17 protein-coding genes are annotated in these 14,556 nt (G+C 64.7%); 13 read left to right on the top strand and 4 right to left on the bottom strand.

Going from position 1 to position 14,556, the window contains the following annotated elements; translation table 11 throughout:
* Positions 1–29 precede the first annotated feature (29 nt).
* The 3 genes from U1839_RS12955 to panC form a co-directional block, all read right to left on the bottom strand.
* Positions 30–434: an MAPEG family protein gene (locus tag U1839_RS12955; RefSeq protein ID WP_332804031.1), complete on the bottom strand. Its 405-nt coding sequence runs from the start codon at positions 432–434 to the stop codon at positions 30–32.
* Between the two features lie 64 nt (positions 435–498).
* The gene (locus tag U1839_RS12950; protein ID WP_332804030.1) at positions 499–795 is read right to left on the bottom strand and encodes an SEL1-like repeat protein; all 297 of its coding nucleotides are present in this window, start codon (positions 793–795) and stop codon (positions 499–501) included.
* Between the two features lie 72 nt (positions 796–867).
* Positions 868–1,716: a pantoate--beta-alanine ligase gene (gene panC, locus U1839_RS12945; RefSeq protein ID WP_332804029.1), complete on the bottom strand. Its 849-nt coding sequence runs from the start codon at positions 1,714–1,716 to the stop codon at positions 868–870.
* 83 nt (positions 1,717–1,799) lie between these two features.
* Between panC and U1839_RS12940 the strand changes: the two genes are divergently transcribed.
* The 13 genes from U1839_RS12940 to U1839_RS12880 all read left to right on the top strand — a co-directional run bounded on the left by U1839_RS12940 (position 1,800) and on the right by U1839_RS12880 (position 14,372).
* Positions 1,800–2,594, top strand: a complete 795-nt coding sequence (locus tag U1839_RS12940; protein WP_443030618.1) for a division plane positioning ATPase MipZ — start codon at positions 1,800–1,802, stop codon at positions 2,592–2,594.
* Positions 2,591–2,872 (top strand): J domain-containing protein, encoded by a 282-nt coding sequence (locus tag U1839_RS12935; protein ID WP_332804027.1) that lies wholly within the window; start codon positions 2,591–2,593, stop codon positions 2,870–2,872. The genes U1839_RS12940 and U1839_RS12935 overlap by 4 nt, the downstream gene beginning before the upstream one ends.
* Before the next feature lie 51 nt (positions 2,873–2,923).
* Positions 2,924–4,312, top strand: a complete 1,389-nt coding sequence (gene pgmG / locus U1839_RS12930) for a phosphoglucomutase/phosphomannomutase PgmG (RefSeq protein ID WP_332804026.1) — start codon at positions 2,924–2,926, stop codon at positions 4,310–4,312.
* 178 nt (positions 4,313–4,490) lie between these two features.
* Positions 4,491–5,249 (top strand): 3'-5' exonuclease, encoded by a 759-nt coding sequence (locus U1839_RS12925; RefSeq protein ID WP_332804025.1) that lies wholly within the window; start codon positions 4,491–4,493, stop codon positions 5,247–5,249.
* Between the two features lie 83 nt (positions 5,250–5,332).
* Positions 5,333–6,847 (top strand): sensor histidine kinase, encoded by a 1,515-nt coding sequence (locus tag U1839_RS12920; protein ID WP_332804024.1) that lies wholly within the window; start codon positions 5,333–5,335, stop codon positions 6,845–6,847.
* Entirely contained in the window at positions 6,844–7,293 is a 450-nt protein-coding gene (locus U1839_RS12915) for a response regulator (protein WP_281127474.1), read from the top strand. The genes U1839_RS12920 and U1839_RS12915 overlap by 4 nt, the downstream gene beginning before the upstream one ends.
* Positions 7,290–8,333, top strand: coding sequence for a sensor histidine kinase (locus U1839_RS12910; protein WP_332804023.1), 1,044 nt, complete (start codon positions 7,290–7,292; stop codon positions 8,331–8,333). The genes U1839_RS12915 and U1839_RS12910 overlap by 4 nt, the downstream gene beginning before the upstream one ends.
* A 235-nt stretch (positions 8,334–8,568) precedes the next feature.
* Positions 8,569–9,042, top strand: a complete 474-nt coding sequence (locus U1839_RS12905) for a helix-turn-helix domain-containing protein (protein WP_332804022.1) — start codon at positions 8,569–8,571, stop codon at positions 9,040–9,042.
* 37 nt (positions 9,043–9,079) lie between these two features.
* Positions 9,080–9,430 carry a hypothetical protein gene (locus U1839_RS12900; protein ID WP_281127477.1) on the top strand — a complete coding sequence of 117 codons (351 nt, stop codon included), beginning with the start codon at positions 9,080–9,082 and terminating at the stop codon, positions 9,428–9,430.
* A 48-nt stretch (positions 9,431–9,478) separates the two neighbouring features.
* Complete coding sequence (locus U1839_RS12895) at positions 9,479–9,928, top strand: hypothetical protein (RefSeq protein ID WP_281127478.1); 450 nt, start codon at positions 9,479–9,481, stop codon at positions 9,926–9,928.
* A 16-nt stretch (positions 9,929–9,944) separates the two neighbouring features.
* Positions 9,945–10,388 (top strand): winged helix DNA-binding protein, encoded by a 444-nt coding sequence (locus U1839_RS12890; protein ID WP_332804021.1) that lies wholly within the window; start codon positions 9,945–9,947, stop codon positions 10,386–10,388.
* Positions 10,389–10,931: 543 nt separating this feature from the next.
* Positions 10,932–13,655, top strand: coding sequence for a PAS domain S-box protein (locus tag U1839_RS12885; RefSeq protein WP_332804020.1), 2,724 nt, complete (start codon positions 10,932–10,934; stop codon positions 13,653–13,655).
* Between the two features lie 12 nt (positions 13,656–13,667).
* Positions 13,668–14,372 carry a response regulator transcription factor gene (locus tag U1839_RS12880; protein ID WP_443030614.1) on the top strand — a complete coding sequence of 235 codons (705 nt, stop codon included), beginning with the start codon at positions 13,668–13,670 and terminating at the stop codon, positions 14,370–14,372.
* On the opposite strand, the gene U1839_RS12875 is transcribed toward U1839_RS12880, so the two are convergent.
* A partial coding sequence (locus U1839_RS12875; protein WP_332804019.1) for a hypothetical protein occupies positions 14,369–14,556 on the bottom strand: 188 nt, incomplete at its 5' end. The genes U1839_RS12880 and U1839_RS12875 overlap by 4 nt on opposite strands.

The raw sequence follows: 14,556 nt of genomic DNA, 5'->3' as shown, positions 1-14,556 counted from the left end.
GGGGAGGCCCTGCAGCGCCGGTGAACCGCTCAGCCCAGATCGGGGGAAACGACCCGGATCGTCAGCCAGAGCGCCAGCCAGACCAGGATGGCCAGCGTCGCAACGATGCCGATCGAGCGTGCGGGTCGGGGTGGTCCGGGCGGATTGAAGAGCCCGATCGCGTTGAGCAGGCGGGCGACGACAAAGGCCGTGGCGGCTATGGCGAGCGCGGTGCGGTTGGCGCCGCCTTGTTCGAGCAAGCCGACCAGGACCACGCCGAGCGGGGCATATTCGGTAAGATTGCCATGCGCGCGGATCGCGGCGGTCAGGCCATGCTGCCCGGCATCGCCATAGGAGGCGGCATGCTTCATCCGCAGGCGGATGGTGTTGATCGCCAGCGCCACGAGCAGCAAGGCGAGCGCCGCGGCCATGAGCGCGGTTATGGTAAGGTGCATGGGTCCCCTCCCTCATTTCGAGAGGCGGCGATATTCCTTTGCGTCGACGACGTCGAACCTTGTTTCAGGCCGCGCGCAGGCTCGTCATCTGCAACCAGGCGCGAGCGGCCTTCTGCGCCTCGGCGATCTCGCGCGCGGTCATTTCCTCGGCGATTTCGCTGCGGCAGGCCTGCGCCGCCTCGCTACCGGCGACGGCCGCGAGATTGAACCATTTGTGCGCCTCGATCAGGTCGACATCGATTCCGGCGGCACCGCTCGAATAGACCATGCCGAGATCATAATAGGCGTCGATATCTCCGCGTGCCGCATCGGCCATTCGGCTGTCGATGAGGAACTGCGCACTTTTCAGGCTGTTGCCCATGTCACGAAACCCCCGGTCCAATACTGTAGGACGGAGCTTGGGCCGAAGGTTTTCAACAAATGGTTAACACGGTTAACCGTGTTTTGCCGGCACCTCGATATTGTCGATCAGCCGCGTCGAGCCCATCCGCGCGGCAGCCAGCAGGCGCCGCGGCCGCGTCGGGTCCGGGTGCTCGCCCAGCGTCTCGGCGTCGACCAGCGTGATATAATCGACAGCAAAGCCGGCGTCGATCAGCGCATCCTCCGCCGCGAGGACCGCCGCCTCGGGTGCCGCGCCCTTCTCGATCGCCCGCACCGCATCGCCGAGCGCGCGCGGCAAGGCGACGGCCCTGGCGCGCTCGGCCTCGTCGAGATAGATATTGCGCGACGACAGCGCGAGGCCGTCATCGTCGCGCTGCGTCGGCACGCCGACAATCTCCAGCGGCATGTCGAGATCGGCCACCATGCGGCGGATCACCGCCAGCTGCTGGAAATCCTTCTCGCCGAAATAGGCGATGTCGGGCGTGACCTGGTTGAACAATTTGGTGACGACCGTTGCAACGCCATCGAAATGGCCCGGGCGCGCGGCGCCGTCGAGGCCGTCGCTGACCCCCGCGACCGACACCGTCGTCGCGAACCCGTCGGGATACATCGCCTCGACCGGCGGCAACCAGAGCAGGTCACAGCCAGCATCGCTGAGCATCCGCGCATCGGCGGCTTCCTTGCGGGGATAGCGGCCGAGGTCTTCGTTGGCAGAAAACTGCATGGGATTGACGAAAATCGATGCGACGGTGCGCGTGCCGGGCCGCCTCGCGGCCTCGACCAGCGCCATGTGCCCGGCGTGCAAGGCGCCCATGGTGGGGACGAATGCGACGCGCTCGCCCGCGGCGCGGAAAGCGGCGACGGCGCTGCGCAGTTCGGCAATGGTACGGACAATGTGCACGGACGAAACAGACCCTTCGACAAGGACGGGCGGGCCTTCTATGGGGGGCGGGACGCACGATCAACATGGGATTCTACGAACCGATGGGGGCTGGCAAGCCGCATGTCATCGTCTTCGCCAACGAAAAGGGCGGAACGGGCAAATCGACCACGGCGGTGCATGTCGCGATCGCGCTGCAGGCGCGCGGCGCGCGCGTCTCCGCGCTCGATCTCGACCATCGCCAGCGCACGCTGGGGCGCTATTTCGACAATCGTGCCGAGACGCTCAAGCGCAGCGGCGCCGAACTGCCGATTCCGCGCCACGCGACGCATGACGGCGAAACGCTCGACGACTTCGAGGCGCAGTTCGCCGCCCTGGGCGAAGATGCCGACTATCTGGTGATCGACACGCCGGGTCGCGACGACCCGTTCGCGCGGCTTGCCGCGCAGCGCGCCGACACGCTCGTCACGCCGATGAACGACAGTTTCGTCGATTTCGACCTGATCGGCCAGGTCGATCCCGACACCTACAAGGTGACTCGGCCGAGCTTCTATGCCGAACTGATCTGGGATGCGCGCAAGGCGCGCGCCAAGGCCGATGGCTCGACGATCGACTGGGTGGTGCTGCGCAACCGCGTCCAGCATGTCGAGGCACGCAATATGCGGCGCGTGTCCGAAGCGCTCGACCAGCTCGCCAAGCGCGTCGGATTCCGCATCATTCCCGGGCTCGGCGAGCGCGTGATCTATCGCGAACTGTTCCCCAAGGGGCTGACCATGCTCGACGCGCGTGAATTCGGCGCGATGGGACTGGCGCATGTCGCGGCGCGGCAGGAGCTGCGCGAGATGATGTCGGCACTCGGCCTGCCCGAGCCCGCCATGCCGTTGTTCGCCGCCGGATGAAGGGCCTGCTGCTCGCGGTGCTGGTGGCCTATATCGGCTGGTGGCTGTGGCAGGGACCCAAGCACAAACCCCGGCCGATGCCCCCGCCCCGCCCCAGCGAGGAGCGCGCCGCGCTGGCCGTGCTTGGGCTGGACCATGACGCCGGCGCGGACGAGATCCGCGCTGCGCATCGTCGCCTGCTCCAGGCAGTGCACCCCGACCATGGCGGTTCGGCCGAGCTGACGCGCCGCGTCAACGCCGCGCGCGACCTGTTGCTCAGGCGCGGTTCCCCGGATTGAACATTCCGCCCGCTCATCGATTGGGCGGTCAGCATCACGACAGGAAGCCTCATGACACACAGCTTCAATCCCACCAGCCTGCGCGAATATGACATCCGCGGCATTGTCGGCACGACGCTCGGCACTGCCGATGCGACGGCGATCGGGCGCGGCTTCGCCACCGTGGTGCGCCGCGCCGGCGGCACGCGGGTGGCGGTCGGCTATGACGGGCGCACCACTTCGCCCGAACTGGAGCGGGCGCTGATCGCCGGGCTGACGGCATCGGGCGTGGACGTCGTGCGCGTCGGCATGGGGCCGACGCCGATGCTCTATTATGCCGAGGCGGTGCTCGAGGTCGATGGCGGCATCGAGATCACCGGCAGCCACAATCCGGCGGAATATAACGGCTTCAAGATGGTGTTGCAGCACCGGCCGTTCTTCGGCGAGGACATCCAGTTGCTCGGGCGCATGGCCGAGGCGGGCGACTGGGAAGCGGCGGAGACGCCCGGCAGCGTGACCGATGCCGACATCATGGACGATTATGTCGGGCGGCTGCTCGCCGGCTATGCCGGCGGCGCCTATCGCATCGGCTGGGACGCCGGCAACGGCGCGGCCGGCCCGGTGATCGAGAAGCTCGTCAAGCTGCTGCCGGGCGAGCACCACCTGCTCTACACCGATGTCGACGGGACCTTCCCCAACCACCATCCCGACCCGACCGAGGAAAAGAACCTCGCCGACCTCAAGAAGCTGGTCGCCGACAAGCAGCTCGATTTCGGCTTCGCCTTCGATGGCGATGGCGACCGGATCGGCGCGATCGACGGGACCGGCCGGGTGATCTGGGGCGACCAGTTGCTCGCGATCCTTGCCGAGCCGGTGCTGCGCGAACTGCCCGGCGCGACGATCATCGCCGACGTCAAGGCGAGCCAGGCGCTGTACGACCGCATCGCCGAGCTGGGCGGCAAGCCGGTGATGTGGAAGACCGGCCATAGCCTGATCAAGACCAAGATGAAGGAAACCGGCGCGCCGCTGGCCGGCGAGATGAGCGGGCACATCTTCTTCGCGCATGAATTTTACGGTTTCGACGACGCGCAATATGCCGCCGTCCGCCTGATCCGTGCGGTGCATATGATCGGCAAGTCGATGACCGAGATCCGCGGCGCGATGCCGGCGATGGTCAACACGCCCGAGATGCGTTTCCAGGTCGACGAAAGCCGCAAGTTCGCGGTGATCGTCGAGGTGCTCGACCGGCTCGAAACCGCGGGCGCCGAGGTCAATCGCACCGACGGCGCGCGCGTCAACACGCCCGATGGCTGGTGGCTGCTGCGGGCCTCGAACACGCAGGACGTGCTGGTCGCGCGCGCCGAGGCAAAGGACCAGGCCGGGCTCGACCGGCTACTCGCGCAGATCGACGAGCAGCTTGCGCTGAGCGGCTTGCAGCGCGGACCGCAGGCCGGACACTGAAAACCCCTCCCCGGAACCGGGGGTGGATACTGCATCGCGCAGGGAGGTGTGGGCGGGAGCGCCATGGGCGCTTCGTGTGCCGGCCGCCCCCTCCACCGCCTTCGGCGGTCCCCCTCCCCGTGCCGGGGAGGTATGAGAAGGGCTGGCAATCTGTGCGGAGTGCGGCCACTTAGGGTTTGTGTATCGCCCGACCCAGATCATTCGCGTCATCGACCTCGAGACCACCGGCCAGGCGCCGCCGACGCATGGCGTGTGCGAGATCGGCTGGCAGGACGTCGCCCTGGGCGAGGACGGGCGATGGGACATCTGGGGCGAAGGCGGGCAGCGTTACGTCAATCCCGGCCGGCCGATTCCGCCGATCACCCAGGCGATCCACCATATTCTCGACGAGCAGGTCGCCGACGCGCCCTTCTGGCACGACGTGGCGCGCCCGGTGCTCGACCCGTGGCCGCGCCGCGTCGCGCTCGCCGCGCATCGCGCCGATTTCGAGCAGCAATATTGCACCGCGTCGCTCACGCATGGCGCCGACTGGATCTGCACGTGGAAATGCGCGCTGCGGATGTGGCCCGACTCGCCGAGCTTTTCCAACCAGGTGTTGCGCTACTGGCGCAAGCCGGTGGGGATCGAACATGAGCGCGGCCTGCCGGCGCATCGCGCCTTTCCCGACGCCTATGTCACCGCCTTCCACCTGCGCGACATGCTCAACGAAGTCGGCGCGGCGCAGCTGATCGCCTGGTCGAACGTCCCCGGCATATTGCCGCGCGTGCGCTTCGGTCCGGATCGCGGCAAGAGCTGGCAGGAGATCGAGGAAGAGGTGCTGATCGGCTTTCTCGGCGACCGCGACATCGACGTGCGCTTCACCGCCGAGACCGAGCTGGCGCGGCGGCGCGGCGGCGGATCGATCGGGCGGCAGACGCTGCAGGGATCGCTGCTTTAGCGAGCCCGAGGCCACGCCGCGCTTGATCGAAGTCAATCACCGCATGCTGGCCTTTGTCGGGTGCGGTCGTTACGCCGACGCCAATGAATTCAATCCTGTTGCGCTGGTTCGGCCCCACCGATCTCGCCATTCGTCGCTTCCTGATCGCCGCGACGGGGCTGGGCTTTGCCTGTCTGGTCGCGGCCGGGGTGGCGGCGACCTGGGTGGCGACGCGCAACATCGCCCATACCGATGCGGTCAAGCACACCTATGAGGTGGAACTGGCGATCGTTCGTGCCAGCAATGCGACCGAGCAGGCCGAGGCCTCGCGGCGCGGGTACATGCTGACGGGCAATGCGCTGGCGCTGCGCAATTACGACAAGGCGGCGCAGACCCTGCCGGAGCTGATCGAGCGGCTTACGTCGCTGACGCGCGACAACCCGGTCCAGCAGCGCAACCTCGCCCGGCTGCGCGTGATTACCGACGATCTTCAGCGGCAGCGCGCTGCGACCAACGCGCTCGTTTCCGCCGGGCGACGCGACGAGGCGATCCGCACCTTCGTGCGCGAAAACGGCGCGCAGCGCATTGCCGCCTTGCGCGATCTGGCGCAGCGCATGACCGGCGAAGAACAGCGGCTGATGCGCAGCCGCGACGCCGAGCTCGCGGCAAGCCTCAACGCCTTCTACGTCATCCTCGGCATCGCGGGGCTGTTGCTGGTCCTTGTCGGGATCGCCACGATGCTGACGCTGCTGCGCTACACGCGCGATCTCGACCGGTCGCGCGCGGCGCTGCAGGATTTCGCCGAATCGCTCGAGGAGCTCGTCGCCGAGCGCACCGCCGACCTGACGCGCGCCAATGACGAGATCCAGCGCTTCGCCTATATCGTCAGCCACGACCTGCGCGCGCCGCTGGTCAATGTGATGGGATTCACCGCCGAACTCGATGCCGCGACGGAAACGATCGCGGCGTTGATCGATCGCGCCGAGGCGCAGGCCCCCGACATCGTCAGCGACGACGCCCGTCTCGCCGCGCGCGAGGATCTGCCCGAGGCGATCCGCTTCATCCGCAGCTCGACGCAGAAGATGGACCGGCTGATCAACGCGATCCTCAAGCTGTCGCGCGAGGGCCGGCGGGTTCTTTCGCCCGAGCCGATCGACATGGTGGCGATGGTCGACGGCATAAGCGGTTCGCTCACACACGCGCTGCACGAGCGTGGCGCGGTGCTCGAGGTGGCGGGCGACCTGCCGATGGTGGTGAGCGACCGGCTGGCGATCGAGCAGATCCTGTCCAATCTGATCGAGAATGCGGTCAAATATCTCCAGCCCGGGCGGCCGGGACATATCGTCGTGCGCGGCGCGAAGGCCGGGCAGCGCGTGACCTTCGAGGTCGAGGACAATGGTCGCGGCATCGCGGCGGCGGACCATAGCCGGGTGTTCGACCTGTTCCGCCGCGCCGGCACGCAGGACCAGCCGGGCGAAGGGATCGGGCTCGCGCATGTCCGCGCCTTGGCCTATCGCCTTGGCGGCACGATCGACGTCCGTTCCGAACTCGGCACGGGCACGACCTTCCGGCTATCGTTGCCGGCACGTTTGACCGAAGCGCAGGAGCAGCACGCATGAACGACCACCGCTCCGTCACGATCGTGATGATCGAAGATGACGAGGGCCACGCCCGACTGATCGAGAAGAACATCCGCCGGGCGGGCATTCTCAACGACATCACGCATTTTCTCGATGGCACGCGCGCGCTCGACTATCTCTTCAATCATAAGGACGGGCCGGCACTCAACGGACCGGCGCTGATCCTGCTCGACCTCAACCTGCCCGACATGAGCGGCACCGACATCCTGATGAAGATCAAGGCCGAGGACAGCCCGCTGCGGCGCACGCCGGTCGTCGTGCTGACCACCACCGACGACAAGGTCGAGATCCAGCGCTGCTACGATCTCGGCTGCAATGTCTACATCACCAAGCCGGTCAATTACGAAAGCTTCGCCCAGGCGATTCGCCAGCTCGGCCTGTTCCTGTCGGTGATCCAGGTGCCCGAGATCGAGGGCGGCGCTTGACCGAGCCCGCGCCCTTGCGCGTCCTGTATATCGACGACGACGACGGCCTGCGCCGGCTCGCCGCGCGCGTCCTGATGCGCCACGGTTACGAGGTCAGCGTCGCCGCAACCGGCGCCGAGGGGCTGGCCCTGGCTGCCGCCACAACCTTCGATGTGGTGGCCGTCGATCATTATATGCCGGGCATGGACGGCCTCGCCACGTTGGAGGCACTTCGCGCGCTGCCCGAGCCACCGCCGGTGGTCTATGTGACCGGGTCGGAAGAGAGCCGCATCGCGGTCGCCGCACTCAAGGCCGGCGCGGCGGATTATGTCGTCAAATCGGTCGGAACCGATTTCTGGGACCTGCTCGCCAGCGCCTTCGAGCAGGTGCGGATCCGCGGCGCGATGGAGCGCGACAAGGCGGCGACCGAAGCACGGCTGCGCGACAGCAATGCGCGGCTTGCCGCGCTGCTCAGCGAGGTCAACCACCGCGTCGCCAACAGCCTGCAGCTGGTGACCGCGATGGTGCGGCTGCAGGCCTCGGCGCTCGACGATCCGGCGGCACGCGCCGCGCTCGAAGATACGCAACGGCGGATCGACGCGATCGGCCAGGTCCATCGCCGGCTCTACACCTCGGAGAATGTCGAGCAGGTCGACATGGCGGATTATCTCGGCGCGCTGGTCGGCGAACTGGGCGAGGCATGGTCGACCGAGGCGGCGCCGCGTCGCCTGTCGCTCGACGCCGAGACGATCCTGCTGCCGACCGATCGCGCGGTATCGCTGGGTGTGATCGTCACCGAGCTGGTCAGCAATGCGTGCAAATATGCCTATGTCGACGCGATGGGCGGCGAGGTGCGCGTCGCGCTGCACCGCGACGGCACGCAGCATTTCAAACTGGTCGTCGAGGATGACGGGATCGGCATGAAGGTCGATGCCCCGGCGCGCGGCACCGGCGTCGGCACCAAGCTGATCCGCGCGATGGGCCAGAGCCTGCAGGCCGCGATCGAATATGATTCGGGCCATCGCGGGGTGCGCGCGACGCTGCGCGCCGCGCTGTCGTAATTTGCCTCATGATCGGTGCCTCGGCGCGTTGTGATGGCAATCGCCGTTTCCCGCCGATGATGTGTGAGTCGATGCCGCCAGGCACATGGGCGAAACGACGCGCTTTACGATAGCGCTATCGGCCCGGCCGGGGAGCCGAGCATTGCTGCTGTGCGCACATAAAACACCCGCGCGAGGCGCGACGTCCGATATCCTCTGGACTCTTGTCGCGAAGACCCTGATAAATTGCTCCGAAATGGATGATCTGGCGTTATCTCGTTTGAATCATCGGCAGCGCGAATGCCTGCGCCTGGTTTACCGCAACCTCGAAGCCAAGGAAATCGCTCGCGAACTCGGGCTGTCGCCGCATACCGTCGTCGAGCATCTGCGCGACGCGCGGCGCGTGCTCGGTGCCTCGCGCAGCATGCATGCCGCCCGCATGCTGGTCGAATATGAACGGGACAATCGGATTGGGTACGAGCCGGTTGGGGTAACCCGGCAAGGCAATATCGCCATGGTGTCGGACGTCCCCGCCGAGGCTTATGACGCTGCGCCGGGGATCCGAAAGAACCGATACAACCTCAACTTACTGGAACGGTTGGGTCTGATTGTTGGCATCGCCGTCGGCGTGATCGCGCTGACAGGTTCGCTGGCAATGGGCGCCCATGTCGTCAGCCAGGTCCTGGTGAGCCACAAGATCGATCTTTCGGATTCGGCCTATCGACGATAGCCGCGGCCCCCCGTTGCCGCGGCAATGGGAGGGTATAATGCGCAAGGAACGACTCGACGCCGTATCGAAGGTTACTCCCTTGTTCCGCCAGGCGGAGCAATCTTCCGACATCGCCGCCGCGGATGCCGCGGCCTGCATCGCCGAAATGCTGCGGGTTCGCGCGACAAATAACCTGCCGATCGGCACCGGCGGCGACATGATCCGCATGCTCACCGAGGCACTTTCGGCCCAGGTCAAGGCACGCGAACTGTTTATCGAAGCGCATCGGCTCACCCCGGAGGTGCTCGGCTCGCTCGGGTTGCGGGCTTACGGCGATGAGAACCCTTGCCCGCCTACAACGGGCTCCGACGAGCTCCCGATGAAGGTGCCGTTGAAGGTGGTTGCATGACCGGCCCCTCTATATTGACGGCGATGACAGATCATGTTGGATCAATCCATGACCCGGATCATCCTTTTCAACATCCTGCTCCTGGGCACTTGCGGCTACGCAATCCTGCGGGGCGGTACGCCGGAAAGGTTGACCGGCTGGCTACTGATGGCCGCCGCCGGATTGACCCTCTTCACCGGGTGGCGGCAAGCAATGTTCCAGCAAGTCGAGGTGGGTCTCTTCGCGATCGACCTCGCGCTGTTGGCAGGGCTGGTGGTGATTGCCCTCAAGGCCGACCGATTCTGGCCATTGGTGCTCGCAGCGATGCAGCTCGACAACACGGCCGCCCATATCCTGAAGATTTTCGACCCCGATCTCATAGGGATTACCTATGCGTTGATGCTCGCGATGTGGAGCTATCCCATGCAGGTGATCCTCGCCGTCGCCACGATGCGTCACCAGCGGCGGCTGGCCCAGTTCGGCGAAGATCGCGCCTGGAGTCTTGCCCTGGATCGCTGACGAAGGGAGACAGCTGATGTCGCTCGACATGACATCGTCACCGCGCCCGGTGACGGACCTTGGGGATCACGTGGCGGCGATCGCCGCACGCGCGACCGGCGCGACCGACGTGCCCAATGACCACATCGCAACGGCCTATCGGCTTTACCGCGAGCGACGCGCACGGCTCCAGGCGTTTTCGCAGTCCATCGCGATTTTCGGGGAGCCGGGCTGGGACATCCTGCTCGAAATCTATCTCGCCGATACGGTCGGCCGGGCGATGTGCGTCGGCACGGCCTGTCTGGCGGCCGACGTCGCGCAGACGACAGGACTGCGCTGGCTTGCCAAGCTCGAAAGGATCGGCCTCGTCATACGCCAGGACGATCCCAGGGACGGACGCCGGGGGCTGGTGATGCTGACGCCGCGCGGTCGGGCGGAGATGGAACGCTATCTCACGCGGATCGCCGGCGCGGAAGACTGACCCGTTACATTGCCGGAGTGGCGCCAATGCTCCACTGCCTTTTGCATGGTCTCACTCCGGCACGTAATATTGGTATCGGGGAGCGGGTGTCGGACATTGCCGTACCTGCTCACTTTCCCGGCGCCGCAAGGCGTGGCCTGGCCCGGCATTGATGTCGTTTCGGCTCGATCGCCCATCGACCACGACTCGACGCTTGTTTGCAGACCCAAAGAGCACGTGCCAAGTGCCCGCGCACCGCGATCAGGTCGTCTCGCAGCTGGCGGGGAAACCCCTTTTACGGGCGTTGTCGTGCGCCGATCTGTGAAACCCCGTCCTGGGCGATAGGCATCGGATTCGGCGACGAAATCGAGCAAACCGCCGGGCGAGGGCGATGTCTGCGAACAAGCGCCGATTCAATGCATATTATTAATATCGCTTATTTATACGTTTTTGTCGATGTTGCGTTCTTGATAACTTTCGCATGAGCATGTAGCTTCATCAATTGCGGTTTATCGGTCCAACGCAACGATGTGGTATAAATTTTCGAATATTGCCTTTCCACCTTTGGCCGATGATTCAGCGAGCGCGATGAATGTTGCGAAAGAAGCGGAATTCGGTGTCAAGGTTCGCGACATTATATTTTATGATCGCGCCGCACGCTTACTACTATTAGTTTCTTTTTTATTGTCCGCATCCGAGCTGTTGCGGCTGGCTTTCTCAAGCTCCCTGGTCGGGAGCGCTTCCAGCGTGCCGCCGGCCGGCCAATCGGTCGCGGCGATCGGCTATATGGCCATTGCAGCTGCCTTATTCGCCTCGATGCGTTCGATGACAAGGCTGAAGACGGTGCTGCTCGCCGTCGTGTTTTTTCTCGTGTCGATTTCGGTGGTGGCGAGAGCGGTGGGCGTTGAAGCAGGTGTCGGCCACTGGACATTCACCCGTCAGGTGCCGGCCGGGTTTGCTGGCCTGCGGCTAACAACGATCGTTACGATGGTGATGTTGACCATCGCCGTGGCGATCACCGATCGGCGCGGCCGCCGCATCAGTCAGGCGGTCGCGGCACTGGCCAGTGTTACCTTGGGTGTGTCGCTCATCGCAACGGTCGTCGGCCTGCTCAACCTGAGGCGACCGGATGACGGCTCGTTGGCATTCCTGCCATCCTTGCCGGGCGCGATACAGGTATTCGCATTGTCCATCGCGCTCCTGGCGTGGCGCGGGCGATTCGGCTGGCCCGAACTTTTGAGCAGCGGTACGCCACATGCCAGGTTGATGCGGCGCGCCTTCCCGATCGTGGTCATCGTCCCGGCGCTTACCGCGCTGTTGGAAATCATCCTTGAGGACATGGTCTCCCCCCTGCTCCTCGATTTCATGGCGGCATCGCTCAATATCGCGATCTTCGCGACGTTGATTTTCTGGGCGATGGCGCGGATCTCGGCCGAGCACGGCGCCCTTTCGGAAACGACCCGCGCCATGGCTTCGGCGCCGATCGCGCTGACCTCGCTCAGCGGCGAGATACAACATTGGTCGCGGGGTTGTGAGGAACTCTACGGCTGGCCCGCGTCCGAGATCGTCGGCCGCCGCAAATATGACGTGTTGTGCACACGTGATGCCGCGACGTCGCTACCCCTGCGGCGCATCGATGATGTTCGCGATGCCGATCGCGAGCTGGTCGAGCAGCGCCGCGACGGAACGACGGTCAACGTGATCGAGCGGGTGCGGCTGGTCGAGGCCGAAGGGCGCACGCCTGTCATGGTCCATACGATGACCGATATCACCGCGCGCGTCGCGGTCGAGGCGGCGTTGCGGGAAAGCGAAGCCACACTGTCCCTCGCGCTCGAGTCACATCATATCGGTACGTTCGATTGGGACGCGACGTCGCGAAAAATTACCTGGTCCCCGGGCACGGAACAGCGGCTTGGCCTTCAACCGGGCAAGATGGAGACCTTTGCCCAATGGCTGGCGCTGGTCGATCCCGCCGACATGGCGGCGATCTACGAGACGATACAGGATGCGCGCGACCGGCATCTCGATCACTACCGCTTCCAGTATCGCTTCAACGTCCCCAATGGCGGCGTGCGCATGATCGAAGGATCAGGTCGCTTCAACTACGGCGCCGACGGCAAGCTGGCCCGGGTCATGGGCTTGAACATCGACGTTACCGATCGCAACGCCCGTGAGGCGGCGTTGCTGGCGCAACAGGAACAATTCCGCTCCGTTCTGAAGACGGTGCCGACCGCGATGGTGATCATCGACGACCTCGGCATCATCAAGGCATTCAGCGCGTCGGCCGAACGGATGTTCGGCTATGCCGCCGAAGAGGTGATCGGGCGCGACATTGAAATACTCACGCCGGATCCGGTCCGCCACCAGAACGACTCGTTTGTCGCACGCTATATCGCCGGCGGTGTGAGCCACGTAACCGACGGGTCGCGTATCCTCCAGGCGCGACGTCGCGACGGGAGCCTGGTCCCGATCGATCTCTGGATGGGCGACATGCAGATCGGTGACAGCCGACTGTTCACCTGTTTCTGTGAAGATCTTACCGAGCGGTTGGCGGCCGAAGAGCGCTTGACCGACATGCGCAACGAATTGCTCCACGTGTCGCGACTCAGCGCGATGGGGGAGTTAGCCGCAGGTTTGGCCCATGAGCTGAACCAACCGCTCGCCGCCGCGGTCTATTTTCTCGGCGCGGCCGACCTCCTGTTGGGCGACGAAGCCAATAGGGAGCGCGGGCAGGGACTTGTCCGACTGGCGAGCGAACAGGCGCTCAAGGCCGGCGAAATCATTCGCCGGATGCGCAAGTTCATGACCAAGGAGGATGTCGAAGCACATGTCGAGCCGATTGCGGGCATCATCGAGGATGCGGTCTCGCTGACGTTCGTGGGCGGCAGGCAATTCGACATCGACCTGCACTATGACCTTGATCCAGCGGCGCCCTTCGTGTTGGCCGACCGGATTCAAATTCAGCAGGTGCTCGTCAATCTTCTTCGCAATGCTGCCGAGGAATTGCGAAAATGCCCGGCCGACAAGCGCAGGATCACGATCGGCACCAGGGTCCTCGATGCCGCCACGATCGAGTTCAGCGTGGCCGACACCGGGCCCGGGCTGGACCCGCTGATCATCGACCGGCTTCACATGCCCTTCGTCTCGACCAAGGGGGACAGGGGTATGGGCGTCGGGCTGTCGATCTGCCGCCGCATTATCGAAACGCATGGCGGAACGTTCGATGCGGCAGACAATCCTGAGGGCGGGGCGATATTTCGGTTCACGCTACCGAGCATGAATGCGTAGGGTATTGATAGAATGGTGAACACGCGCAACATTTACATCGTTGACGATGATGAATCGGTCAGGTCGGCCCTGCAGAGCCTGCTTTCGACGCAGCCAAACCTGATGATTTTTTCTTATCGCTCGGGCGACGACTTCCTTGCCGCCGCTGCAGAGCTTCAACCCGGTTGCATCCTGCTCGACTATAACATGCCGGGGCGTGATGGTCTCGACGTGTTGCGGCACCTGGCCCGCCTGCCACGAAAATTCGGCGCGATCATCCTTACCGGACAGGGAGCGATCTCCATCGCCGTCCAGGCATGGAAATTGGGCGCACTCGATTTCCTCGAAAAGCCTTGTGACCCCAGTTCATTGATTGCCGTTGTCCAGAACGCTTTCGCGACGATCGAGGAAGACCATCAGCAAATCGCGCTGACCGAGCGTGCGCGTGCCGTCGTGGCCGGCCTGAGCCAGCGCGAGCGAGACGTTCTGATCGGCCTCGTCGAAGGACGGGCCAACAAGCTGATCGCGTTTGATTTGGGCACAAGTCCGCGGACCGTCGAAATTCACCGCGCCAACATGATGAACAAGCTGGATGCCCGTAGCCTGTCCGAGGCCCTGCGTATCGCGTTCGCAGCGGGCCTGATCCCATCGGACCGACAGCATGAGCCGAGTTCCGCTGCGCCAGACTCCGTGCAGGAGATGAATGATGGGTCGGAAGCTGAAGCTCCCGAGCGCTAATTCCCGTCACGCATCCTTAACTTGCGCATGATATGCGCAATATTGAACGTTCTCGCATCTTCGAGTAATACCAGCGGGCGAAAGGACTGACTCTGCGGGGATTCCCAAGAGGTTGATTTTCTGATTCGATGCGGAAGTGTTGGATTGGAGGCGGAGATGTCTGGGATCACGATTACGCGACTGG

The sequence above is a fragment of the Parasphingomonas halimpatiens genome, assembly GCF_036663795.1.
GTDB lineage: Bacteria > Pseudomonadota > Alphaproteobacteria > Sphingomonadales > Sphingomonadaceae > Sphingomonas.
This window is presented reverse-complemented; position numbering and strand designations above follow the sequence as displayed.

What these genes read in the sequence shown, in the direction of transcription:
- U1839_RS12955 (WP_332804031.1), bottom strand. Translation starts at nt 434, where the DNA reads ATGCACCTTACCATAACCGCGCTCATGGCCGCGGCGCTCGCCTTGCTG.
- U1839_RS12950 (WP_332804030.1), bottom strand. Translation starts at nt 795, where the DNA reads ATGGGCAACAGCCTGAAAAGTGCGCAGTTCCTCATCGACAGCCGAATG.
- U1839_RS12940 (WP_443030618.1), top strand. Translation starts at nt 1,800, where the DNA reads ATGGGGGCTGGCAAGCCGCATGTCATCGTCTTCGCCAACGAAAAGGGC.
- U1839_RS12935 (WP_332804027.1), top strand. Translation starts at nt 2,591, where the DNA reads ATGAAGGGCCTGCTGCTCGCGGTGCTGGTGGCCTATATCGGCTGGTGG.
- pgmG (WP_332804026.1), top strand. Translation starts at nt 2,924, where the DNA reads ATGACACACAGCTTCAATCCCACCAGCCTGCGCGAATATGACATCCGC.
- U1839_RS12920 (WP_332804024.1), top strand. Translation starts at nt 5,333, where the DNA reads ATGAATTCAATCCTGTTGCGCTGGTTCGGCCCCACCGATCTCGCCATT.
- U1839_RS12915 (WP_281127474.1), top strand. Translation starts at nt 6,844, where the DNA reads ATGAACGACCACCGCTCCGTCACGATCGTGATGATCGAAGATGACGAG.
- U1839_RS12905 (WP_332804022.1), top strand. Translation starts at nt 8,569, where the DNA reads ATGGATGATCTGGCGTTATCTCGTTTGAATCATCGGCAGCGCGAATGC.
- U1839_RS12900 (WP_281127477.1), top strand. Translation starts at nt 9,080, where the DNA reads ATGCGCAAGGAACGACTCGACGCCGTATCGAAGGTTACTCCCTTGTTC.
- U1839_RS12895 (WP_281127478.1), top strand. Translation starts at nt 9,479, where the DNA reads ATGACCCGGATCATCCTTTTCAACATCCTGCTCCTGGGCACTTGCGGC.
- U1839_RS12890 (WP_332804021.1), top strand. Translation starts at nt 9,945, where the DNA reads ATGTCGCTCGACATGACATCGTCACCGCGCCCGGTGACGGACCTTGGG.
- U1839_RS12880 (WP_443030614.1), top strand. Translation starts at nt 13,668, where the DNA reads ATGGTGAACACGCGCAACATTTACATCGTTGACGATGATGAATCGGTC.